Origin of the sequence: Pseudomonas sp. Z18(2022), from assembly GCF_036346535.1 — a bacterium.
Taxonomy (GTDB): Bacteria; Pseudomonadota; Gammaproteobacteria; order Pseudomonadales; family Pseudomonadaceae; genus Aquipseudomonas; species Aquipseudomonas yamanorum_A.
In genome coordinates, this window is record NZ_JAOTOA010000005.1 from 280417 (window position 1) to 304862 (window position 24446).

Below are 24446 nucleotides of genomic sequence, written 5' to 3' on the forward strand. Positions count from 1 at the left end.
ACCTCATACCCAAGTGGTCGGAGTTAACCGTCCTTCTCGATTTCACAGAGTAGCGGATGCTGGCTTTCCCTGGCGTACTGGTTGACCTGCATGGCCTTTGTCTCGGCGATGTCGCGGGTAAACACTCCACATACTGCCCGTCCTTCTGTGTGAACGGCCAGCATTACCTTGGTCGCCAACTCGCGGTTCAGGTTAAAAAACACCTCGAGCACTTCGACGACGAAATCCATCGGTGTGTAGTCATCATTGAACAAAACCACCTTGTACATCGGCGGCGCCTGTAAAGCAGGCTTGGCCTCCTGAACAGCAATGCCTGCAGAACCGTCGTCGTCTTCTTGATGATCCGGGCGATCCTGATTGAATGTTAGTCGAATCTGGCTGATTGCATGCATGGAAAGAAAGGTTCGTCAGTGGTTCAAATACAGTGGTGGGGGCGGCCTGTCCGAATTTCAACTCTGACTGACTGGTCGCCTTGACTATCGGCAAATCAGTGTTACAACCAATAGAACCCACAGTGGGTAAAAAAGGTCCGCGCAGTCAACCTTATTTATTCGGGTTAGGACGGATAAACTGGATGATACTCCAGTGATGGAGTCTGGTGCAGAGGGATATGGGTATGGCAAGCGGTAAGGTCAAGTGGTTCAATAATGCCAAGGGTTACGGCTTCATCAACGAAGACGGTAAGACTGAAGACCTTTTTGCGCATTACTCGGCCATCCAGATGGATGGCTACAAGACACTGAAAGCAGGGCAGCCGGTTTCCTTTGAAATCATTCAGGGACCCAAAGGCCTGCATGCGGTGAATATCGGTGCTCCCGTCAGCACCAGCCAAATTGGTGCTCCCACCAGCACCAGCCAAGTGAAAGAAGACGTCGCTCAACAATCAAAAAAACAGACGGCCTGATCAGCCGCTGAGCAAACGCTCTAAAAAAAACCGGCCACCAGGGCCGGTTTTTTCATGCCTGCCTATCCACTTACATATGTGAAATCAGCGCATCGCCAAACGCCGACGACGACAGCAACTTTGCACCGTCCATCAAGCGATGGAAGTCATAGGTCACGGTCTTGGCCGAAATCGCGCCATTGGTGCCCTTGATGATCAGGTCGGCCGCTTCGGTCCAACCCATGTGACGCAGCATCATTTCCGCCGAAAGGATCAGCGAACCCGGGTTGACCTGGTCCTTGCCGGCATACTTCGGCGCCGTACCGTGGGTGGCTTCGAACATCGCCACGGTGTCGGACAGGTTGGCGCCCGGCGCAATACCGATACCGCCCACTTCCGCCGCCAGGGCGTCGGACAGGTAGTCACCGTTGAGGTTAAGGGTGGCGATCACGTCATATTCAGCCGGGCGCAGCAGGATCTGCTGGAGCATGGCATCGGCAATGGCGTCCTTGACCACCACATTCTTGCCGGTACGCGGGTTCTTGAATTGCATCCACGGCCCGCCGTCCAGCAGGGTCGCGCCGAACTCTTCGGCCGCCACTTCGTAGGCCCATTCCTTGAAGGCACCTTCGGTGAACTTCATGATGTTGCCTTTGTGCACGATGGTCAGCGAATCGCGGTCGTTATCCACTACATATTGCAGGGCCTTGCGCGCCAGGCGCTTGGTGCCTTCCAGGGACACCGGCTTGACGCCGATCCCGCAGTTCTGGTCGAAACGAATCTTGGTGACGCCCATCTCTTCCTTCAGGAACTTGATGACCTTGATTGCTTCCGGGGAGCCGGCTTTCCACTCGATGCCAGCGTAGATGTCCTCGGAGTTCTCGCGGAAGATGGTCATGTCCACATCGCCGGGCTTCTTGACCGGGCTTGGTACGCCTTCAAACCAGCGCACCGGGCGCAGGCATACATAAAGGTCGAGTTGCTGGCGCAGGGCTACGTTCAGCGAACGGATACCGCCACCTACAGGGGTGGTCAGCGGGCCCTTGATGGAAACCACGTAATCCTTGACTGCATCCAGGGTTTCCTGGGGTAGCCAGGTGTCCTGGTCGTAAACCTGAGTGGCCTTTTCGCCGGCATAAACCTCCATCCAGGAGATTTTGCGCTTGCCGCCATAAGCCTTGTTAACAGCTGCATCGACCACCTTGATCATCACCGGGCTGATGTCGACGCCAATACCGTCACCCTCGATGAAGGGGATGATCGGGTTGTCAGGAACATTGAGAGAATGGTCTGCATTGACGGTGATTTTGTCGCCGACTGCCGGAACCTGAATCTTCTTGTATCCCATGCTGAACTCCATCTATGGATTGAACATCTGGCTGCGTTCGAGCCTACTCCAGATAAATGAGGACTGAAACCTCAGGCCCTGCACATTTGCGTCGAAAACAGCACATTTAGCGGCCTACAAGCTTGAAAGCAAAGGGAAAAGCGCCAATCTTGAGCACATCATGCGACTTTAGGCGCAACCCGGTGCCTGCGACCTTTAGACCAATGGACGACACACCTTTTGTATGAAGGCTCGGCGTAAGCATAGCGACCTATGTATAATGCCGCCGCTGACCAAAGAGTCACGACGGCCGACCGCTCTACATTGTAGCCCTCCGCCTGAATAAGCCGGGTTGCCACAGCAGCCCACCCGCTTGACGCTCGACTGATGCAACCCAACATCACCGCGAAGAAACTTCGACATTTCGCTCATGGATGACTTTGAACGAACGCGCTTTACCCGGCGCATCTCGAGTTTCTGCGCATGCTTTCAGCAAAGAAGAGAGTTAATCCGAATATGCCCACCCGCTCGAAGATCATCTACACCTTCACCGACGAAGCCCCAGCCCTCGCCACCTATTCACTGCTGCCTATCGTAGAGGCCTTCACCGCTTCCGCTGATATTGCCGTGGAAACCCGCGACATCTCCCTGGCCGCGCGCATCCTCGCAAGCTTCCCCGAGCAACTGGGCGCCAAGGCTATCCCGGACCACCTCGCCGAACTGGGCGACCTGGCCGTTACGCCTGAAGCCAACATCATCAAGCTGCCGAACATCAGCGCCTCGACTCCTCAGCTGCAAGCTGCGATCAAGGAACTGCAGGCCCAGGGCTACGCCCTGCCGGACTACCCGGAAACCGTAACCACCGACGCGGAAAAAGAAACCCGTGCACGTTACGACAAGGTCAAGGGCAGCGCCGTGAACCCGGTACTGCGCGAAGGCAACTCCGACCGCCGCGCACCGCTGTCGGTCAAGAACTACGCACGCAAGCACCCGCACAAAATGGGCGCCTGGGCTGCGGACTCCAAGTCCCACGTGGCCCACATGAGCAACGGCGACTTCTACGGCAGCGAGAAAGCCGTACAGATCGAAGCGGCTGACGCCGTCAAGATCGAACTGATCGCCAAGGACGGTACCGCTACCGTCCTGAAAGAAAAAACCAGTTTGCAGGCTGGCGAGATCATCGACACCGCCGTGCTGAGCAAGAATGCCCTGCGCAGCTTCATCGCCGCTGAAATCGAAGACGCCAAGAAACAAGGCGTACTGCTGTCGGTCCACCTGAAAGCCACCATGATGAAGGTCTCCGACCCGATCATGTTCGGCCAGATCGTTGCCGAGTTCTATAAAGACGCACTGGCCAAGCACGCTGTCGTGCTGGAGCAGATCGGCTTTAACCTGAACAACGGCATCGGCGACCTGTACGCCCGCATCAAGGCCCTGCCGGCCGATCAGCAAGCGCAGATCGAAGCCGACATCCAGGCGGTGTACGCCGCTCGTCCGTCCCTGGCCATGGTCAACTCGGACAAAGGCATCACCAACCTGCACGTGCCGAGCGACGTCATCGTCGACGCCTCGATGCCTGCCATGATCCGTGACTCCGGCAAAATGTGGGGCACCGACGGCCAACTGCACGACACCAAGGCCGTGATCCCGGATCGCTGCTACGCCACCATCTACCAGGCAGTGATCGAAGACTGCAAGGCCAATGGCGCCTTCGACCCAACCACCATGGGCAGCGTGCCGAACGTTGGCCTGATGGCGAAAAAAGCCGAAGAGTACGGTTCCCACGACAAGACCTTCCAGATCAAGGCTGACGGCGTGGTTCGCGTCACCGACAGCAAGGGCAACCTGCTGATGGAACAGGCTGTCGAAGCCGGCGACATCTTCCGCATGTGCCAGACCAAAGACGCGCCGATCCAGGACTGGGTCAAACTGGCCGTCAACCGTGCCCGCGCCAGCAACACCCCGGCCATCTTCTGGCTGGACCCACAGCGCGCTCACGACGGTGTGGTGGTCGAGAAAGTTCAGGCTTACCTGAAAGACCACAACACCGAAGGCCTGGACATCCGCATCATGTCGCCGGTCGACGCGATGAAGTTCACCCTGGAGCGCACCCGCAAGGGCCTGGACACCATCTCGGTGACCGGCAACGTACTGCGCGACTACCTGACCGACCTGTTCCCGATCATGGAACTGGGCACCAGCGCCAAGATGCTGTCGATCGTGCCGCTGATGAACGGTGGCGGCCTGTTCGAAACCGGCGCCGGCGGTTCGGCTCCGAAGCACGTACAGCAACTGGTTGAAGAGAACTTCCTGCGCTGGGATTCCCTGGGCGAGTTCCTGGCCCTGGCCGCTTCCCTCGAGCATTTGGGGGTGACTTACAACAACCCGAAAGCCCTGGTACTGTCCAAGACCCTGGACCAGGCCACCGGCCAGTTCCTCGACAACAACAAGTCGCCATCGCGCAAAGTCGGCAACATCGACAACCGCGGCAGCCACTTCTACCTGGCGCTGTACTGGGCTCAAGCCCTGGCTGCCCAGACCGAAGACACTGCACTGCAAACGCAGTTTGGTGAACTGGCCAAAACCCTGACCGCGAACGAGGCGACCATCGTTGCCGAGCTCAACGCCGTCCAGGGCAAACCAGTGGACATCGGTGGCTACTACGCGCCGAACCCGGAGCTGACCAGCAAGGCCATGCGCCCAAGCAACACCCTCAATGCGGCAATTGCCAAGTTGAAGTAAGGTTGTAAGGATGCAAAGAAGCCCCGGCCATGTGCCGGGGTTTCTGTTTGTGCCCCCTATTTCATAGAACAACCCCGATCAAATGTGGGAGCTGGCTTGCCTGCGATAGCGGTGGTTCAGCTGCATCTGGGTCAACTGACAGACTGCTATCGCAGGCAAGCCAGCTCCCACACTGAACGAGTTTCTTCAGTTACTACACATTGAGGCACCTATGACCTGGCAACCCCACATCACCGTCGCCACCATCGTCGAAGACAACGGCCGCTTCCTGATGGTCGAGGAACTCAAGGGCGGCCGCGCCGTGCTCAACCAGCCCGCTGGCCATCTCGACCCGAACGAAACCCTGACCGAGGCCGCCGTGCGCGAAACCCTCGAGGAAACCGGCTGGGACGTCGAAGCCACCGGGATCGTCGGGATTTACCTGTACACCGCCCCCAGCAACGGCGTGACCTATCAGCGCGTGTGCTTCACCGCCAAGGCCCTGAAACACCACCCGGACTATCAGCTGGACGACGGCATCGTGCGCGCCCGCTGGCTGACGCGCGACGAATTGATGGGCCTGCGCGAGGACTGGCGCAGCGAGCTGATTATCCGCTGCATCGACGATTATCTGGCCGGCCAACGCCACAGCCTCGAATTGATCCGCCCTTCTCTTTAGCCTTGCAGACGCGAGCCTGCTAGAATCGCGTCCTTTTTAAAGACACCCGTTGAAATCCTATGCGTGATCCAGCCCCTTCTGACACACAAAAGAAGCGCGTCATCGTCGGTATGTCCGGCGGCGTGGATTCTTCCGTTTCCGCCGTTCTGCTCATGGAGCAGGGTTATGAGGTGGAAGGCCTGTTCATGAAGAACTGGGAAGAAGACGATGGAACGGAATATTGCACCGCCATGGACGACCTGGCGGATGCCCAGGCCGTCTGTGACAAAATCGGCATCAAGCTGCACACCGCCAACTTCGCCGCCGAGTACTGGGACAACGTGTTCGAGCACTTCCTGGCCGAATACAAGGCAGGTCGCACGCCGAACCCGGACATCCTGTGTAACCGCGAGATCAAGTTCAAGGCGTTCCTCGACTACGCAATGATCCTCGGTGCCGACCTGATTGCCACTGGCCACTACGTGCGCCGTCGCGACATTGATGGCCGCACCGAACTGCTCAAGGGTCTGGACGCCAACAAGGACCAGAGCTACTTCCTGCACGCCGTTGGCGGCGAACAGATCGCCAAGACCCTGTTCCCGGTGGGCGAGCTGGAAAAACCCGAAGTGCGCGCAATTGCCGAGAAACACGGCCTGGCCACTGCCAAGAAGAAGGATTCCACCGGGATCTGCTTCATTGGCGAACGCCGTTTCAGCGACTTCCTCAAGCAATACCTGCCGGCGCAACCGGGTGAGATCAAGACCACCGAAGGCGAAGTCATCGGCCGTCACCACGGCTTGATGTACCACACCATCGGCCAGCGTCAGGGCCTGGGCATCGGCGGCTTGAAAGACGCCGGCGAAGAGCCGTGGTACGTGCTGGTCAAGGACCTGGAGCACAACGAGCTGATCGTGGGCCAAGGCAATGACCACCCATGGCTGTTCTCCCGCGCCCTGCTCGCTTCGGACATCTACTGGGTCAACCCGGTCGACCTGAGCAGCCCGCGCCGCCTGACCGCCAAAGTGCGTTATCGCCAGAGCGACCAGCCGTGCACCCTGGAAAAAACCGCCACGGGCTATCGCGCCACCTTCGATGACCCGCAACGTGCCGTAACGCCGGGCCAATCGGTAGTGTTCTACGACGCAGAGATTTGCCTGGGGGGCGGAGTGATCGAAGTTGCCGAACCCTGGAGCAGCCAGGCATGAGCCCGACCCAGGAGCAATTGACGGCATTGGGCGGCGTGTTTCTCGCTGCGGTGCTGGTGGACAAGATCGCCAAGACCGGCCAGGTCACCGAGGCGGGCCTGACCTGCATGCTCGGCAGCCTGCTGATCCGCGACCCCAAGGACACCCTGGAAGTGTATGGTGGCGATGACTTGGCCCTGCGTGAAGGTTATCGCGCGCTGGTCGGCGCCCTCGAGCGCGACCCCAGCACCTTGCAGCGCGAGCCGCTGCGCTACGCCCTGTCGATGCTCGGCCTCGAGCGTCAATTGGCCAAACGCGACGACCTGCTGGAAACCATCGGCAAGCGCCTGCCGCAGATTCAGTCCCAGGTCGAGCATTTTGGCCCGGCCCACGAAAACGTGATCGCAGCCTGCGGCGCGCTGTACCAGGACACCCTGAGTACCCTGCGCCAGCGGATCCAGGTGCACGGCGACATGCGTAACCTGCAACAACCGAACAACGCCTCGAAAATCCGCGCCCTGCTCCTGGCCGGCATTCGTTCGGCGCGGTTGTGGCGCCAGTTGGGCGGTCATCGCTGGCAGTTGGTGATCAGCCGGCGCAAATTGCTGAAAGAGCTTTACCCGTTGATGCGCAACGAATAAGTCGCAGCAACCGATTTTTTATAGCCCCACGCGTAATACGCCGGTCAGTTGGCAACGGACCGGCGGATTTTTTCATGTATGATACGCGCCCCATTTCGTTGCCCGACTGTCCGAGAACACCCCATGCAGCTTTCTTCGCTCACTGCGGTTTCCCCTGTTGACGGCCGCTACGCCGGCAAAACCCAGGCCCTGCGCCCTATTTTCAGCGAATACGGCTTGATCCGTGCTCGTGTTCTGGTTGAAGTGCGCTGGCTCCAGCGCCTGGCCGCTCACCCTGCAATCAGCGAAGTGCCGGCGTTCTCCGCCGAAGCCAACGCAGTGCTGAACGCCCTGGCGGAAAACTTCGCTCTGGAGCACGCCGAGCGTGTGAAAGAGATCGAGCGCACCACCAACCACGACGTAAAAGCCATCGAATACCTGCTCAAAGAGCAAGCGGCCAAGCTGCCGGAACTGGCCAAGGTCAGCGAGTTCATCCACTTTGCCTGCACCAGCGAGGACATCAACAACCTGTCCCACGCCCTGATGCTGCGCGAAGGCCGTGATGACGTGATGCTGCCCCTGATGCGCCAGACCGCCGACGCCATCCGCGAACTGGCGATCCGTTTCGCCGATGTGCCGATGCTGTCGCGCACCCACGGCCAGCCGGCTTCGCCGACCACCCTGGGTAAAGAACTGGCCAACGTGGTGTACCGCCTGGAGCGTCAGATCGCTCAAGTCGCTGCCGTACCGCTGCTGGGCAAGATCAACGGCGCCGTAGGCAACTACAACGCTCACCTGTCGGCCTACCCTGAGATCGACTGGGAAGAAAACGCCCGCGCCTTCATCGAAGACGAGCTGGGCCTGGGCTTCAACCCGTACACCACGCAGATCGAACCCCACGACTACATCGCCGAGCTGTTCGACGCGATTGCGCGCTTCAACACCATCCTGATCGACTTCGATCGCGATATCTGGGGCTACATCTCCCTGGGCTACTTCAAGCAGCGCACCATTGCCGGTGAAATCGGTTCGTCGACCATGCCGCACAAGGTCAACCCGATCGACTTCGAAAACTCCGAAGGCAACCTGGGTATCGCCAACGCCCTGTTCCAGCACCTGGCCAGCAAGTTGCCGATCTCCCGCTGGCAGCGCGACCTGACCGACTCCACCGTACTGCGCAACCTCGGTGTGGGCTTTGCCCATAGCGTGATCGCGTACGAAGCCAGCCTCAAAGGCATCAGCAAACTGGAGCTCAACGCGCAGAAAATCGCCGCTGACCTGGACGCTTGCTGGGAAGTCCTGGCCGAGCCGATCCAGACCGTGATGCGCCGCTACAACATCGAAAATCCGTACGAGAAGCTCAAAGAGCTGACCCGCGGCAAGGGCATCACCTCTGAAGCGCTGCAAACTTTCATCGACGGCCTGGACATGCCAGCCGCCGCCAAGGCTGAGCTGAAACTGCTCACCCCGGCCAACTACATCGGCAACGCTGTGGCCCAAGCCAAACGCATCTGACAGCTGCTTGACCCTTTGAGACGCCCGGCAGCGCCGGGCGTTTTTATTCCCGTCTGAAAAGTGCTTTTTTTCAATAGGTTACACATGAATCCTGATATTCCTCTTCAACTTCTGGGCGGCATCACGGCACGCGAGTTCCTGCGCGACTACTGGCAGAAAAAACCCCTGCTGATCCGCCAGGCCATTCCTGACTTCGAAAGCCCGATCGACGCCGACGAACTGGCCGGCCTGGCGCTGGAAGAAGAAGTCGAGTCGCGCCTGATCATCGAACACGGCGAGCGTCCGTGGGAGCTGCGTCGCGGCCCGTTCGCCGAAGATGCCTTCAGCACCCTGCCCGAGCGTGAGTGGACCCTGCTGGTGCAGGCCGTCGACCAGTTCGTGCCGGAAGTGGCCGAGCTGCTGGAAAACTTTCGTTTCCTGCCAAGCTGGCGCATCGACGATGTGATGATCAGCTACGCCGCCCCGGGTGGCAGCGTAGGCCCGCACTTCGACAACTACGATGTGTTCCTGCTGCAAGGTTCCGGCAAGCGCAACTGGAAGATCGGCCAGATGTGCAACTCCGAAAGCCCGCTGCTGCAACACGCGGACTTGCGCATCCTCGCCGAATTCGAAGAGACCGCCGAATGGGTGCTGGAACCGGGCGACATGCTCTACCTGCCGCCGCGCCTGGCCCACTGCGGTGTTGCCGTCGATGATTGCATGACCTACTCCGTAGGCTTCCGCGCGCCTAGCGCCGCTGAAGTGCTGACCCACTTCACCGACTTCCTCAGCCAGTACCTGACCGACGAAGAGCGCTACACCGACGCCGATGCCCAGCCGGTCAGCGACCCGCACCAGATCCAGGGCGACGCCCTCGACCGCCTGAAAAGCCTGCTGGCCGAGCACATGAGCGACGAGCGCATGCTGCTGACCTGGTTCGGCCAGTTCATGACCGAGCCGCGCTACCCGGAACTGGTCGCCGGCCCGGAAGTGGAAGAAGAAGACCTGCTGGGCAGCCTGGAAAGCGGCGCCGTGCTGATCCGCAACCCGAGCGCCCGCCTGGCCTGGTCCGAAGTGGACGACGACCTGCTGCTGTTCGCCAGCGGCCAGAGCCGCCTGTTGCCGGGCAAGCTGCGGGAACTGTTGAAGCTGGTTTGCGCCGCCGACGCGCTGCACATCGACAACCTCGGCCCATGGCTGGCGGATGAAGATGGCTGCGCCCTGCTGTGGGAGCTGGTCAAGCAAGGGAGCCTGGGGTTTGCCGATGAATAAGATTCACGTAGGTGTCGCGGACTGGCAAAAGGATATCGCCGAGATACGGCGCATTCGTGAAGCGGTATTTATCGCTGAACAATCGGTTCCACCGGAGCTGGAATGGGATGCTGACGACGCAGGTGCCGTGCACTTTCTCGCGTTCGAAGGTGACTTCCCCATCGGCACCGCCCGCCTGCTGCCTACGGGCGAGATCGGCCGCGTGTCAGTCCTCAAGGACTGGCGCGGCCTGAAGGTGGGCGACAAGCTGATGGAAGCGGTGATTGGCGAGGCCGAGAAACGCGGCCAGACCCGGCAGATCCTCAGTGCACAGGTCCATGCAGCGCCGTTTTATGAGCGCCTGGGCTTCAAGATTGTCAGCGATGAGTTCCTGGAAGTCGGGATTCCTCATGTTGATATGGTGCGCGAAGGCTGACGTTAGACCGAGTCGCTCCCATCGCAGGCAAGCCAGCTCCCACAGGAGAATGCATTCCAAATGTGGGAGCTGGCTTGCCTGCGATAGCGGTATCAGCAACACCCCAAAAGGCCCTGTCATCCACCGATGCCGGGGCCTTTTGCCGTCCAGGATTCAACTTGCGGGCTACAAAGCCGACAAACTGGCACTATCTAGCCTAAATGACTCGCAGAGATAACGGACATGTCCCTACGCACCCTGCTCACCACTGTGCTCCTGGCCACCAGCTTCTCGGTGATGGCCGCCACCGAAGTGGTGCCCCTGAGCAACCGCACCAGCGCCGACCTGCTCCCGGTGGCGCAGAACTTCATCGGCAAGGACGGCACCGTCAGCGCCTACGGCAACCAACTGATCGTGAATGCCGAGCCGGACAAGATCCAGGGCCTGCGCGCCCTGCTCTCCCAACTGGATACGCCGTCCAAACGCCTGCTGATCACGGTCGACACCAACGAGAACAACCAGCAAAGCAACGGCAATAATCAAACCCAGGTGATCACCTACAGCACTGAAAGCCGCGACGGCGGGATCCAGCAGATCCAGGCCAGCGAAGGTGTGCCCGCGCTGATCCAGGTCGGGCAGAGCGTGCCGCTCACCACCACCCAGCCCGACGCCTACGGTCGCCCGCAAAACCAGACCCAGTATCGCAACGTGACCCAGGGCTTCTACGTGACAGCTAGCGTCACCGGTGAGACCGTTCACCTGAGCATCAGTACCAACCGTGACCGCATGAGCCAGGAACGTCCCGATGTAGTGAACGTGCAAAGCACCGACACAACCGTCAGCGGACGCCTGGGCGAGTGGATCACCCTGGCCGGTATCAATCGCCAGACTCAGGCCGAAAAAAGCACTACAACCCGCAGCTACTCTACTCAGGGCCGTGATGACCTGAGCTTGCGGGTCAAAGTCGACACCCTGAACTGAAGCACCAAAAACTGACTGACGGGTCGTATTAGACTAAAGATGTAGTGCTTTAAAAAAAGCACTACAAAACATTTGACGATCCAAAAAAGCATGGGCATGATGGCCTCGCTCCCGCTAATCAGGGGCCCTGGCAAGGGCCTTCGGATCGTCGCTCAAAGCCACCCACCTGAGCCGATTCGTGTCTGTACCGCCCACAAGGTGTGTTTGACGAGGTTGCGACTGGAACGAAGTTGTCCCGAGGGACGGAAGCTACCCAGGTAACCCGGCAACACACTGATGGATCGTACAAAGGCCCACGACGCCCGAAGACCGTTCGCAGTTCGCCCTTACCTGCTCAACTCCCCCTTGAGCCAATCGTTCATCCCGTCGCCTTCCCCGCCAAGCCTGACTTGACCGCCTAAGCTTCTGGTCAGCGAGCAGCCATAACCACGCACTGATACGTGGCTGGCAAATGGAATTTTCCACCTAGACCTATGCGACGAGGTTTTTCCCCATGGCACTGACACGCGAACAGCAAATTGCAGCCCTTGAAAAAGACTGGGCTGAAAACCCACGCTGGAAAGGCGTGACCCGCGCTTATTCCGCTGCTGACGTCGTCCGCCTGCGTGGCTCGGTTCAACCCGAGCACACTTTTGCAAAACTCGGCGCCGAGAAGCTGTGGAAGCTGGTCACCCAGGGTGCCAAGCCGTCCTTCCGCCCCGAGAAAGATTTCGTCAACTGCATGGGCGCCCTTACTGGCGGCCAAGCGGTTCAACAGGTAAAAGCCGGTATCCAGGCGATCTACCTGTCCGGCTGGCAAGTGGCTGCGGACAACAACTCCGCTGAATCCATGTACCCCGACCAATCGCTTTACCCGGTGGACTCCGTGCCAACCGTGGTCAAGCGCATCAACAACTCGTTCCGCCGTGCCGACCAGATCCAGTGGAAAGCCGGTAAAGGCCCGGGCGACGAAGGCTACATCGACTACTTCGCGCCGATCGTGGCTGATGCTGAAGCCGGTTTCGGCGGCGTACTGAACGCCTACGAGCTGATGAAGAGCATGATCGAAGCAGGCGCTGCCGGCGTTCACTTCGAAGACCAGCTTGCGTCAGTGAAGAAATGCGGCCACATGGGCGGCAAGGTTCTGGTGCCTACCCAGGAAGCGGTGCAGAAGCTGACCGCTGCTCGTCTGGCAGCTGACGTGGCCGGTACGCCGACCATCATCCTGGCCCGTACCGACGCCAACGCGGCTGACTTGCTGACCTCGGATTGCGACCCGTACGACCAGCCGTTCGTGACTGGCGAACGTACCCAGGAAGGCTTCTATAAAGTGCGTGCCGGTCTCGACCAGGCGATCGCTCGCGGCCTGGCCTACGCGCCGTACGCCGACCTGATCTGGTGCGAAACTGCCAAGCCGGACCTGGACGAAGCTCGTCGCTTCGCCGAAGCGATCAAGAAGGAATACCCGGACCAACTGCTGTCCTACAACTGCTCGCCGTCCTTCAACTGGAAGAAGAACCTGGACGACGCGACCATCGCCAAGTTCCAGCGCGAACTGTCGGCCATGGGCTACAAGCACCAGTTCATCACCCTGGCCGGCATTCACAACATGTGGCACAGCATGTTCAACCTGGCGCACGACTACGCCCGCAACGACATGACTGCCTACGTGAAGCTGCAGGAGCAGGAATTCGCTGACGCTGCCAAGGGTTACACCTTTGTGGCGCACCAGCAGGAAGTGGGCACTGGCTACTTCGACGACATGACCACCGTGATCCAGGGCGGTACCTCGTCCGTGACTGCACTGACTGGGTCGACTGAAGAAGAGCAGTTTCACTAAGTACTGAGTACACGGCCATTGCGGCCCCAAGGAAGACCTAACCGCAGTGCCGCATGACAATCACGCCCCGACTGGTTCGGGGCGTTTTTTTTGCCTCGGTTATTGGGTGTATATCCATTATTTGGGTAATGACTGTTATTGGTTCCGCTCTTACAGCGGCTCACTTTTGAAGAGCGCAAAAGTAAGCAAAACGCTCTTGCCCCACCACTCGGCACCTCGCCTAGGCTCGGTGTGCCCTCAGCTCCGGTAGCACGAAGCGGGCCGCCGCGACGGGGCGTCCCTGCCCCGTCGCGGCTAAACCGGCGTCCTGCCGGTTTACCCGCTCCGTACTACCTGCGTTCGGCCAGCGTGGTTTAACGGGGCGCCTAAGATCAAAATCAAGATCAAAAGCAACAGCACAGCGGCCTACAGGCCGGCTTGAGTGTGGTGAAGCAAAGGCAACATCAAAATCCAAAGCGAGCACGATCCACTGTAGGAGCTGGCTTGCCGGCGATGGCATCGCCTCGGTGTATCTGAAAGACCGAGTTGTCCGCATCGCCGGCAAGCCAGCTCCTACAGAAAAGCGGCTTTTGATCTGGCTTTTACCACTCAGGTCGGCTTTCAGGCCGCCGTGCTCTTGCTCTTGATCTTGCTTTTGATCCGCGGGCCCCGTTAACCACGATGGCCGCAAGCAGGCACGGTGGAGCGGGTAAATCGGCAGGGATGCCGATTTAGCCGCGCCGGGCCATGGATGGCCCGTCGCGGCGGCCCGCGGAAACGGGCCTTCGTTCCGGCATGCCGAGCCTAGGCGAGGCACCGAGTGGTGGGGCAAAGACCTTTTGGTTACTTTTGGCTGGGCCGGCATTCCGGGCGTTTGCCAAAAGTGACCCGCTGTAAGAGCGGAACCATAAACCGCCGTTACCGCAGCAACGGATATGTACACAACCCCCTCCCACCCCCCATTTTCGATCAAAACATTGATCCAGAGCGGTACCCCCACCTACAAAACCAGTTAAAAGATCCGCTTTACCAACTAGCATCACCCACACAAGTAACAGCAACTTCCCCCGTTAAACCCCGAACAGCTGTTTAAAACCCACGCAAACAATATTCATTATCATTTAGAGCATGAAAACTTCTTTACAGCTTAAACAAAACATAATTGGTGAAATGCCCGCTAATGCCCGCCCTACAAGGCCTACAGCCCCAAGAAGGTGCACTATGCCCTTATTCCATCGAATAATTTCGCTATAGGAATTTTACTTGCCCGGTGTTTAGCCATAAAATCACCGCGATTGATTGCGCTGCGACATATCGTCACTGCATCGTTACTTTTTCGAGCTCAGAGACCTTTGCTCTCTGTTAAGGATTTCCAGCATGACCGAAGCGACAGGACTCATGGCCCACAACTGGGGCTTTGCCATTTTCCTCCTCGGTGTCGTCGGCCTCTGCGCCTTCATGCTCGGCGTCTCCAGCCTCCTCGGGTCAAAAGCCTGGGGCCGCAGCAAAAACGAACCGTTCGAGTCCGGCATGCTACCTACAGGTGGCGCCCGCTTGCGGCTCTCAGCCAAATTCTATCTGGTCGCGATGCTCTTCGTGATCTTCGACATCGAAGCCCTTTTTCTCTTTGCCTGGTCTGTGTCCGTCCGCGAAAGCGGCTGGACCGGATTTGTCGAAGCCCTCGTTTTCATAGCAATTCTGTTGGCAGGCCTTGTCTACCTATTTCGAGTGGGCGCCCTTGACTGGGCTCCGGAAGCTCGTCGCAAGCGGCAAGCGAAGCTGAAACAATGAGGCTTTGGCGATGCAATACAATCTCACCAGGATCGACCCGGATGCTCCTAACGAGCAGTACCCCATCGGCGAACGGGAAACCGTTTCCGATCCGTTAGAAGACCAAGTCCACAAAAACATCTACATGGGCAAGCTGGAAGACGTGCTGAGTGGCGCGGTCAACTGGGGGCGTAAAAACTCCCTGTGGCCGTACAACTTCGGTCTTTCGTGCTGCTACGTGGAAATGACCACCGCCTTCACGGCGCCCCACGACATCGCGCGCTTTGGCGCCGAAGTTATCCGGGCCTCGCCGCGTCAGGCGGATTTCATGGTTATCGCCGGTACCTGCTTTATCAAGATGGCGCCGATCATTCAGCGTCTCTACGAGCAAATGCTCGAGCCAAAGTGGGTTATCTCCATGGGTTCGTGCGCCAACTCCGGTGGCATGTACGACATCTACTCCGTAGTTCAGGGGGTGGACAAGTTCCTGCCCGTGGACGTCTACGTGCCTGGCTGCCCGCCCCGCCCTGAAGCATTTCTGCAAGGCTTGATGCTGCTGCAGGAATCGATTGGCAAGGAGCGTCGCCCACTTTCCTGGGTTGTCGGAGATCAAGGCGTATACCGCGCCGAGATGCCGTCACAAAAGGAACAGCGCCGCGAACAGCGTATTCAGGTAACCAACCTGCGCAGCCCCGACGAAGTCTGATCCAGAACCGCTTCTTTTATAGAACGAAAACCTGGCTTCATTCTTTACGTTGACCGAAAGCGATAAAAAACCATGACTACAGGCAGTGCTCTGTACATCCCGCCTTATAAGGCAGACGACCAGGATGTGGTCGTCGAACTCAATAACCGTTTTGGCCCTGACGCCTTCACCGCCCAGGCCACACGCACCGGCATGCCGGTGCTGTGGGTGGCGCGTGCCAGGCTCGTCGAAGTCCTGAGCTTCCTGCGCAACCTGCCCAAGCCGTACGTCATGCTCTATGACCTGCATGGCGTGGACGAGCGCCTGCGCACCAAGCGCCAGGGACTGCCGAGCGGCGCCGACTTCACCGTGTTCTACCACCTGATGTCGCTGGAACGTAACAGCGACGTGATGATCAAGGTAGCCCTCTCCGAGAGCGACCTGAGCGTTCCGACCGTGACCGGTATCTGGCCTAACGCCAACTGGTACGAGCGTGAAGTGTGGGACATGTTCGGCATCGATTTCCCGGGCCACCCGCACCTGACGCGCATCATGATGCCGCCAACGTGGGAAGGTCACCCGCTGCGCAAGGACTTCCCTGCCCGCGCCACCGAATTCGATCCATTCAGCCTGACCCTCGCCAAGCAACAGCTTGAAGAAGAGGCTGCGCGCTTCCGTCCGGAAGACTGGGGCATGAAACGCTCCGGCACCAACGAGGACTACATGTTCCTCAACCTGGGCCCGAACCACCCTTCGGCTCACGGTGCCTTCCGTATCATCCTGCAGCTGGACGGCGAAGAAATCGTCGACTGCGTACCGGACATCGGCTACCACCACCGTGGTGCCGAGAAGATGGCCGAACGTCAGTCGTGGCACAGCTTCATCCCGTACACCGACCGTATCGACTACCTCGGCGGTGTGATGAACAACCTGCCGTACGTGCTCTCGGTCGAGAAGCTGGCCGGTATCAAAGTGCCGGACAAGGTCGACACCATCCGCATCATGATGGCCGAGTTCTTCCGGATCACCAGCCACCTGCTGTTCCTGGGTACCTATATCCAGGACGTCGGCGCCATGACCCCGGTGTTCTTTACCTTCACCGACCGTCAGCGCGCCTACAAGGTCATCGAAGCCATCACCGGCTTCCGCCTGCACCCGGCCTGGTACCGCATCGGCGGTGTGGCGCACGACCTGCCGCGTGGCTGGGAACGCCTGGTCAAGGAATTCATCGACTGGATGCCAAAGCGTCTGGACGAGTACCAGAAAGCCGCCCTGGACAACAGCATCCTCAAGGGCCGGACCATCGGCGTCGCCCAGTACAACACCAAAGAGGCCCTGGAATGGGGCGTCACCGGTGCTGGCCTGCGCTCCACCGGCTGCGATTTCGACCTGCGTAAAGCACGCCCGTACTCCGGCTACGAGAACTTCGAATTCGAAGTCCCGCTGGCGGCGAACGGCGATGCCTACGACCGCTGCATCGTGCGCGTCGAAGAAATGCGCCAGAGCCTGAAGATCATCGAACAGTGCATGCGCAACATGCCGGAAGGCCCGTACAAGGCGGATCACCCGCTGACCACGCCGCCGCCGAAAGAGCGCACGCTGCAACACATCGAAACCCTGATCACGCACTTCCTGCAAGTTTCGTGGGGCCCGGTCATGCCGGCCAACGAATCCTTCCAGATGATCGAAGCGACCAAGGGTATCAACAGTTATTACCTGACGAGCGATGGCGGCACCATGAGCTACCGCACCCGGATTCGTACTCCAAGCTTCCCGCACCTGCAACAGATCCCTTCGGTGATCAAAGGTGAAATGGTCGCGGACTTGATTGCGTACCTGGGTAGTATCGATTTCGTTATGGCCGACGTGGACCGCTAAGCATGAATAGCACGCTTATCCAGACAGACCGTTTCACCTTGAGTGAAACCGAGCGCTCGGCCATCGAGCACGAGCTGCATCACTACGAAGACCCGCGCGCGGCGTCGATCGAAGCCTTGAAGATCGTCCAGAAGGAACGTGGCTGGGTGCCGGACGGCGCCCTCTACGCCATCGGCGAGATCCTGGGCATCCCTGCCAGCGACGTTGAAGGCGTGGCGACGTTCTACAGCCAGATCTTCCGCCAGCCGGTTGGCCGCCACATCATTCGCGTATGCGACAGCATGGTCTGCTACATCGGTGGCCACGAGTCCGTGGTCAGCGAGATCCAGAACAAGCTGGGCATCGGCCTTGGCCAAACCACTCCGGACGGCCGCTTCACGCTGCTGCCGGTGTGCTGCCTGGGCAACTGTGACAAGGCGCCGGCGTTGATGATCGACGACGACACATTCGGCGACGTGCAGCCTGCTGGCGTCACCCAATTGCTCGAGGGCTACCCATGACCCTGACTTCCTTCGGTCCTGCCAACCGCATCAAGCGGTCGGCCGAGACTCACCCGCTGACCTGGCGCCTGCGTGACGACGGCGAGCCTGTATGGCTTGACGAGTACCAGGCCAAGAACGGTTACGCGGCCGCGCGCAAAGCCTTTGCCGACATGGCCCAGGACGACATCGTCCAGACCGTCAAGGACGCAGGCCTCAAAGGCCGCGGCGGTGCTGGCTTCCCCACTGGCGTTAAGTGGGGCCTGATGCCGAAAGACGAATCCATCAACATCCGCTACCTGCTGTGCAACGCGGATGAAATGGAGCCGAACACCTGGAAAGACCGCATGCTGATGGAGCAACTGCCCCATCTGCTGATCGAAGGCATGCTGATCAGTGCCCGCGCGCTGAAAACCTACCGTGGCTACATCTTCCTGCGTGGCGAATACACCACCGCCGCCAAGCACCTGAACCGTGCCGTGGAAGAAGCCAAGGCAGCAGGCCTGCTGGGCAAGAATATCCTCGGTTCGGGCTTTGACTTCGAGCTGTTCGTGCACACCGGCGCCGGGCGTTATATCTGCGGTGAAGAAACCGCACTGATCAACTCCCTCGAAGGCCGCCGCGCCAACCCGCGTTCCAAGCCACCCTTCCCCGCCGCCGTTGGCGTGTGGGGCAAGCCGACGTGCGTGAACAACGTTGAAACCCTGTGCAACGTGCCGGCGATCATCGGCGACGGCGTGGAGTGGTACAAATCGTTGGCTCGCGAAGGCAGCGAAGACATGGGCACCAAGCTCATGGGCTTCTCCGGCAAGGTCAAGAACCCGGGCCTGTGGGAACTGCCTTTCGGCGTGACCGCACGCGAACTGTTCGAGGACTACGCCGGCGGCATGCGCGACGGTTACACCCTCAAGGCCTGGCAGCCAGGCGGCGCCGGTACCGGCTTCCTGCTGCCTGAGCACCTGGACGCACAAATGTACGCCGGCGGCATCGGCAAGGTGGGCACCCGTATGGGTACCGGCCTGGCCATGGCCGTGGACAACACCGTGAACATGGTGTCGTTGCTGCGCAACATGGAGCAGTTCTTCTCCCGCGAATCCTGTGGTTTCTGCACCCCGTGCCGCGATGGTTTGCCATGGAGCGTCAAGCTCTTGATGGCCATCGAGAAAGGCGAAGGCCAGCCCGGCGATATCGAGACCCTGCTGGGTCTGGTCGGCTTCCTCGGCCCAGGCAAGACCTTCTGTGCTCACGCACCGGGCGCCGTGGAGCCATTGGGCAGCGCGATCAAATACTTCCGCTCGGAGTTCGAAGCCGGCATCGCGCCCAAAAGCGCCGCCGTCCCGCCTCTGGCAAGGCCGATTGTAGTCGGCGCGTAACGCTTAAAAAGGCGAAGGGTCAGTGCCCTTCGCTTTCTCATGTGCTGACGCCTTCAAGGCTGTGTTGATGCACATGAATAACAAGATTCCATTAGCCACGCCCGCTGACACCGGGCCAACGAAGAACTTTGAACCATGGCCACTATCCACGTAGACGGCAAAGAGCTCGAAGTCGATGGGGCAGACAACCTGTTACAGGCGTGTCTGTCGCTAGGCCTCGACATTCCATATTTCTGCTGGCACCCCGCCCTTGGCAGCGTTGGCGCTTGCCGCCAGTGCGCGGTCAAGCAGTACACCGACGAGAACGACACCCGTGGTCGTATCGTGATGTCCTGCATGACCCCTGCCACCGACGGCAGCTGGATCTCCATCGAAGACGAAGAAGCGAAAGTGTTTCGCGCCAGCGTCGTCGAATGGCTGATGACCAACCACCCGCACGACTGCCCCGTGTGTGAGGAAGGCGGCCACTGCCACCTGCAAGACATGACCGTGATGACCGGCCACAACGAGCGCCGGTATCGCTTCACCAAGCGCACCCACCAGAACCAGCAACTGGGCCCGTTCATTTCCCACGAGATGAACCGCTGCATCGCTTGCTACCGCTGCGTGCGCTTCTATAAGGATTACGCCGGCGGCACCGACCTCGGCGTGTTCGGCGCCCACGACAACGTGTACTTCGGTCGCGTTGAAGACGGCACCCTCGAAAGCGAGTTCTCGGGCAACCTCACCGAGGTCTGCCCGACCGGTGTGTTCACCGACAAGACTCACTCCGAGCGCTACAACCGTAAGTGGGACATGCAGTTCTCGCCGAGCATCTGCCATGGCTGCTCCAGCGGTTGCAACATCTCCCCGGGCGAGCGCTACGGCGAACTGCGTCGCATCGAAAACCGCTTCAACGGTTCGGTCAACCAGTACTTCCTGTGCGACCGTGGCCGTTTCGGCTACGGCTACGTCAACCGCGAAGACCGCCCGCGTCAGCCACTGCTGGCCGACGGCGCCAAGCTGAGCCTCGACGAAGCGCTGGATAAAGCCGCTGACCTGCTGCGCGGTCGCAACATCGTCGGTATCGGTTCGCCCCGCGCCAGCCTCGAAAGCAACTACGCGTTGCGCGAGCTGGTGGGTGCCGAGCACTTCTACTCGGGTATCGAAGCCGGTGAACTGGAGCGTATCCGCCTGGTACTGCAAGTTCTGAACGACAGCCCGCTGCCGGTTCCGAACATGCGCGACATCGAAGACCACGACGCGATCTTCGTCCTCGGCGAAGACCTGACCCAAACGGCTGCCCGCGTGGCCCTGTCCCTGCGCCAGTCGGTGAAAGGCAAGGCCGAAGACATGGCCGACGCCATGCGCGTCCAGCCATGGCTCGACGCTGCGGTGAAAAACATCGGCCAGCACGCGCTGAACCCACTGTTCATTGCATCCCTGGCTGAAACCAAGCTCGACGACATCGCCGAAGAATGCGTACACGCCGCGCCCGACGACCTGGCCCGCATCGGTTTCGCCGTGGCCCACGCCCTCGACGCCAGCGCACCTGCCGTTGAAGGCCTGGACGCTGAAGCCGTTGAACTGGCCAAGCGCATCGCCGACGCCCTGCTGGCCGCCAAGCGCCCATTGATCATTGCCGGTACCTCGTTGGGTTCCAAGGCGCTGATCGAAGCCGCTGCCAACATCGCCAAGGCCTTGAAGCTGCGCGAGAAGAACGGTTCCATCAGCCTGATCGTGCCGGAAGCCAACAGCCTCGGCCTGGCCATGCTCGGTGGCGAGTCCCTGGACGCGGCGTTGCAAGCCGTGACCGACGGCAGCGCCGATGCCATCGTGGTACTGGAAAACGACCTGTACACCCGCACTGATTCGGCCAAGGTCGACGCAGCGCTGAACGCGGCCAAAGTGCTGATCGTTGCCGATCACCAGAAAACCGCCACCAGCGACCGCGCCCACCTGGTACTGCCAGCCGCCAGCTTTGCTGAAGGCGACGGCACTCTGGTCAGCCAGGAAGGCCGCGCCCAGCGCTTCTTCCAGGTGTTCGATCCGAAGTACATGGACGCCAGCATCCTGGTTCACGAAGGCTGGCGCTGGCTGCATGCCCTGCGCGCTACCCTGCTGAACCAGCCGATCGACTGGACCCAACTCGACCACGTGACCGCTGCCGCAGCCGCCGCTGCACCGCAACTGGCCCGTATCGTCGACGCTGCACCGTCTGCCGCGTTCCGCATCAAGGGCATGAAACTGGCCCGTGAACCGCTGCGTTACTCCGGCCGTACCGCCATGCGGGCTGACATCAGCGTGCATGAACCACGTACGCCGCAAGACAACGACACCGCGTTCGCCTTCTCCATGGAAGGTTACTCGGGTTCGGTCGAGCCGCGTCAGCAGGTGCCTTTCGCCTGGTCGCCGGGCTGGAACTCGCCGCAAGCCTGGAACAAGTTCCAGGACGAAGTCGGTGGTCACATCCGTGCTGGCGACCCGGGCACCCGCCTGATCGAAAGCACCGGTGACTCGCTGAACTGGTTCGCCAGCGTTCCGCGTCCGTTCAACCCGGCCCAGGGTACCTGGCAGGTTGTGCCGTTCTTCCACCTGTTCGGCAGTGAAGAAACCTCTTCCAAAGCCGCACCGGTACAAGAGCGCATTCCGGCCGCCTACGTGTCCGTAGCCAAGTCCGAAGCCGACCGCCTGGGCGTCAACGACGGTGCCCTGCTCAGCTTGAACGTTGCCGGCAAGACCCTGCGTCTGCCGCTGCGCATCAACGAAGAGTTGGGTGCTGGCCTGGTTGCATTGCCAAAAGGCCTCGCGGGGATTCCTCCGGCGATCTTTGGTCTTACCGTTGACGGTCTGCAGGAGGCAGCTCAATGACCTGGTTCACCCCTGAAGTGATCGACGTGATCATCGCGGTGGTCAAGGCCATCGTGATCCTGTTGGCCGTGGTCGTGGCGGGCGCCTTGCTCAGCTTCGTCGAACGTCGCCTGCTGGGCTGGTGGCAGGACCGTTACGGTCCGAACCGCGTTGGCCCGTTTGGTATGTTCCAGATCGCCGCCGACATGCTGAAAATGTTCTTCAAGGAAGACTGGACTCCGCCGTTTGCCGACAAGGTGATCTTCACCCTGGCACCGGTCGTGGCCATGAGCGCCTTGCTGATTGCCTTCGCAATCATCCCGATCACCCCGACCTGGGGCGTGGCGGACCTGAACATCGGCTTGCTGTTCTTCTTCGCCATGGCCGGCTTGTCGGTCTACGCGGTGCTGTTCGCCGGTTGGTCGAGCAACAACAAGTTCGCCCTGCTGGGCAGCTTGCGGGCCTCGGCCCAGACCGTGTCCTACGAAGTGTTCATGGGCCTCGCGCTGATGGGCATCGTGGTGCAGGTGGGCTCGTTCAACATGCGCGACATCGTCGAGTACCAGGCGCAGAACCTGTGGTTCATCATTCCGCAGTTCTTCGGCTTCTGTACCTTCTTCATTGCTGGCGTCGCCGTGACTCACCGTCACCCGTTCGACCAGCCGGAAGCGGAACAGGAACTGGCCGACGGTTACCACATTGAATACGCCGGCATGAAGTGGGGCATGTTCTTCGTGGGTGAGTACATCGGCATCATCTTGATCTCGGCCCTGCTGGTCACGCTGTTCTTCGGCGGCTGGCACGGTCCGTTCGGCATCCTGCCGCAGTTGGCGTTCTTCTGGTTCTTCCTGAAGACCGCGTTCTTCATCATGTTGTTCATCCTGCTGCGCGCTTCCATCCCGCGTCCACGGTATGACCAGGTGATGGATTTCAGCTGGCGTTTCTGCCTGCCGCTGACCCTGATCAATTTGCTGGTGACTGCTGCCGTTGTGTTGTTGAACACGCCAGCGGGCGCGGTTCAGTGAGGATTTGACCCATGTTCAAATATATTGGCGACATCGTTAAGGGTACCGGTACCCAGTTGCGAAGCCTGGTGATGGTGTTCGGTCACGGCTTTCGCAAACGCGACACCCTGCAATACCCGGAAGAAGCGGTGTACCTGCCGCCGCGTTATCGCGGCCGCATTGTCCTGACCCGCGACCCCGACGGCGAAGAGCGCTGCGTGGCCTGTAACCTGTGCGCCGTGGCGTGCCCGGTGGGTTGCATCTCGCTGCAGAAAGCTGAAACCGAAGACGGTCGCTGGTACCCGGACTTCTTCCGCATCAACTTCTCGCGCTGCATTTTCTGCGGCCTCTGCGAGGAAGCTTGCCCGACCACCGCGATCCAGCTGACACCGGATTTCGAGATGGCCGAGTTCAAACGTCAGGACCTGGTGTACGAGAAAGAAGATCTGCTGATCTCTGGTCCCGGTAAAAACCCTGATTACAACTTCTATCGTGTTGCAGGTATGGCCGTTGCCGGTAAGCCGAAAGGCGCCGCACAAAACGAAGCCGAGCCGATCAACGTGAAGAGCTTGCTGCCTTAAGGAAGAAAGATGGAATTCGCTTTCTATTTCGCATCGGGTATTGCAGTGGTGTCCACGCTTCGCGTGATCACCAACACTAACCCCGTGCACGCCCTGCTCTACCTGATCATTTCGCTGATCGCCGTGGCCATGACCTTCTTCAGCCTCGGCGCACCGTTCGCCGGTGTGCTGGAAGTGATCGCCTACGCCGGCGCCATCATGGTGCTGTTCGTGTTTGTGGTGATGATGCTCAACCTGGGGCCGGCCTCGGTCGCCCAGGAACGCGTCTGGCTCAAGCCCGGCATCTGGCTCGGCCCGGTGATCCTCGCAGCCCTGCTGCTGGGTGAACTGCTGTATGTGCTGTTCGCTCACCAGAGCGGCCAGGCCATCGGCCACACCACCGTAGACGCGAAAGCCGTGGGCATCAGCCTGTTCGGCCCGTACCTGCTGGTGGTCGAACTGGCTTCGATGCTGCTGCTCGCTGCAGCCATCACCGCCTTCCACTTGGGCCGCAACGAAGCCAAGGAGCAATGACG

21 protein-coding genes are annotated in these 24446 nt (G+C 59.9%); 19 read left to right on the forward strand and 2 right to left on the reverse strand.

The genetic code is table 11. The features are described 5' to 3' along the window. Positions 1 to 23: 23 nt before the first annotated feature. Positions 24 to 392, reverse strand: coding sequence for an ATP-dependent Clp protease adapter ClpS (clpS, locus tag V3W39_RS14565; protein WP_003219604.1), 369 nt, complete (start codon positions 390 to 392; stop codon positions 24 to 26). Between the two features lie 224 nt (positions 393 to 616). Here clpS and cspD point away from each other — a divergent pair, with 224 nt between their 5' ends. Then, positions 617 to 904, forward strand: a complete 288-nt coding sequence (gene cspD / locus V3W39_RS14570; RefSeq protein ID WP_177042654.1) for a cold shock domain-containing protein CspD — start codon at positions 617 to 619, stop codon at positions 902 to 904. Between the two features lie 70 nt (positions 905 to 974). On the opposite strand, the gene icd is transcribed toward cspD, so the two are convergent. Then, positions 975 to 2231 (reverse strand): NADP-dependent isocitrate dehydrogenase, encoded by a 1257-nt coding sequence (gene icd / locus V3W39_RS14575; RefSeq protein WP_010172708.1) that lies wholly within the window; start codon positions 2229 to 2231, stop codon positions 975 to 977. 495 nt (positions 2232 to 2726) lie between these two features. Here icd and V3W39_RS14580 point away from each other — a divergent pair, with 495 nt between their 5' ends. From V3W39_RS14580 to nuoJ, 18 genes are all read left to right on the forward strand, one after another. Next, complete coding sequence (locus V3W39_RS14580; RefSeq protein ID WP_177076744.1) at positions 2727 to 4952, forward strand: NADP-dependent isocitrate dehydrogenase; 2226 nt, start codon at positions 2727 to 2729, stop codon at positions 4950 to 4952. 211 nt (positions 4953 to 5163) lie between these two features. Next, positions 5164 to 5610: an NUDIX hydrolase gene (locus V3W39_RS14585; RefSeq protein WP_177042656.1), complete on the forward strand. Its 447-nt coding sequence runs from the start codon at positions 5164 to 5166 to the stop codon at positions 5608 to 5610. Positions 5611 to 5669: 59 nt separating this feature from the next. After that, entirely contained in the window at positions 5670 to 6794 is a 1125-nt protein-coding gene (mnmA, locus tag V3W39_RS14590) for a tRNA 2-thiouridine(34) synthase MnmA (RefSeq protein WP_177076742.1), read from the forward strand. Continuing rightward, the gene (gene hflD / locus V3W39_RS14595; RefSeq protein ID WP_010172715.1) at positions 6791 to 7414 is read left to right on the forward strand and encodes a high frequency lysogenization protein HflD; all 624 of its coding nucleotides are present in this window, start codon (positions 6791 to 6793) and stop codon (positions 7412 to 7414) included. The genes mnmA and hflD overlap by 4 nt, the downstream gene beginning before the upstream one ends. Before the next feature lie 123 nt (positions 7415 to 7537). Beyond that, on the forward strand, positions 7538 to 8908 hold the full coding sequence (gene purB, locus V3W39_RS14600) for an adenylosuccinate lyase (protein WP_177042658.1): 1371 nt from the start codon (positions 7538 to 7540) through the stop codon (positions 8906 to 8908). A gap of 84 nt (positions 8909 to 8992) precedes the next feature. After that, the gene (locus V3W39_RS14605; RefSeq protein WP_177042659.1) at positions 8993 to 10159 is read left to right on the forward strand and encodes a ribosomal protein uL16 3-hydroxylase; all 1167 of its coding nucleotides are present in this window, start codon (positions 8993 to 8995) and stop codon (positions 10157 to 10159) included. Further along, positions 10152 to 10574, forward strand: coding sequence for a GNAT family N-acetyltransferase (locus tag V3W39_RS14610; protein ID WP_177113148.1), 423 nt, complete (start codon positions 10152 to 10154; stop codon positions 10572 to 10574). Before V3W39_RS14605 ends, V3W39_RS14610 begins: the two co-directional genes overlap by 8 nt. Before the next feature lie 222 nt (positions 10575 to 10796). Further along, a complete protein-coding gene (locus V3W39_RS14615; protein WP_177076741.1) occupies positions 10797 to 11534 on the forward strand; it encodes a secretin N-terminal domain-containing protein in 738 nt (245 codons plus the stop codon). A 493-nt stretch (positions 11535 to 12027) separates the two neighbouring features. After that, positions 12028 to 13353, forward strand: a complete 1326-nt coding sequence (gene aceA / locus V3W39_RS14620) for an isocitrate lyase (RefSeq protein ID WP_003219577.1) — start codon at positions 12028 to 12030, stop codon at positions 13351 to 13353. Positions 13354 to 14709: 1356 nt separating this feature from the next. Beyond that, positions 14710 to 15123: an NADH-quinone oxidoreductase subunit A gene (locus V3W39_RS14625; RefSeq protein ID WP_003219575.1), complete on the forward strand. Its 414-nt coding sequence runs from the start codon at positions 14710 to 14712 to the stop codon at positions 15121 to 15123. 10 nt (positions 15124 to 15133) lie between these two features. Continuing rightward, positions 15134 to 15808, forward strand: coding sequence for a NuoB/complex I 20 kDa subunit family protein (locus V3W39_RS14630; RefSeq protein ID WP_003219572.1), 675 nt, complete (start codon positions 15134 to 15136; stop codon positions 15806 to 15808). Between the two features lie 72 nt (positions 15809 to 15880). Continuing rightward, on the forward strand, positions 15881 to 17665 hold the full coding sequence (gene nuoC, locus V3W39_RS14635) for an NADH-quinone oxidoreductase subunit C/D (RefSeq protein WP_177042661.1): 1785 nt from the start codon (positions 15881 to 15883) through the stop codon (positions 17663 to 17665). Positions 17666 to 17667: 2 nt separating this feature from the next. Further along, positions 17668 to 18165: an NADH-quinone oxidoreductase subunit NuoE gene (gene nuoE, locus V3W39_RS14640; RefSeq protein WP_003174721.1), complete on the forward strand. Its 498-nt coding sequence runs from the start codon at positions 17668 to 17670 to the stop codon at positions 18163 to 18165. Further along, positions 18162 to 19517, forward strand: coding sequence for an NADH-quinone oxidoreductase subunit NuoF (nuoF, locus tag V3W39_RS14645; protein ID WP_177075795.1), 1356 nt, complete (start codon positions 18162 to 18164; stop codon positions 19515 to 19517). The genes nuoE and nuoF overlap by 4 nt, the downstream gene beginning before the upstream one ends. Before the next feature lie 135 nt (positions 19518 to 19652). Continuing rightward, a complete protein-coding gene (gene nuoG, locus V3W39_RS14650; RefSeq protein ID WP_177075797.1) occupies positions 19653 to 22367 on the forward strand; it encodes an NADH-quinone oxidoreductase subunit NuoG in 2715 nt (904 codons plus the stop codon). Continuing rightward, positions 22364 to 23371, forward strand: a complete 1008-nt coding sequence (gene nuoH, locus V3W39_RS14655) for an NADH-quinone oxidoreductase subunit NuoH (RefSeq protein WP_003219563.1) — start codon at positions 22364 to 22366, stop codon at positions 23369 to 23371. The genes nuoG and nuoH overlap by 4 nt, the downstream gene beginning before the upstream one ends. Positions 23372 to 23382: 11 nt before the next feature. Next, positions 23383 to 23931 (forward strand): NADH-quinone oxidoreductase subunit NuoI, encoded by a 549-nt coding sequence (gene nuoI, locus V3W39_RS14660; RefSeq protein ID WP_003174725.1) that lies wholly within the window; start codon positions 23383 to 23385, stop codon positions 23929 to 23931. A gap of 9 nt (positions 23932 to 23940) precedes the next feature. Next, positions 23941 to 24444 (forward strand): NADH-quinone oxidoreductase subunit J, encoded by a 504-nt coding sequence (nuoJ, locus tag V3W39_RS14665; RefSeq protein WP_003219561.1) that lies wholly within the window; start codon positions 23941 to 23943, stop codon positions 24442 to 24444. Positions 24445 to 24446 lie beyond the last annotated feature (2 nt).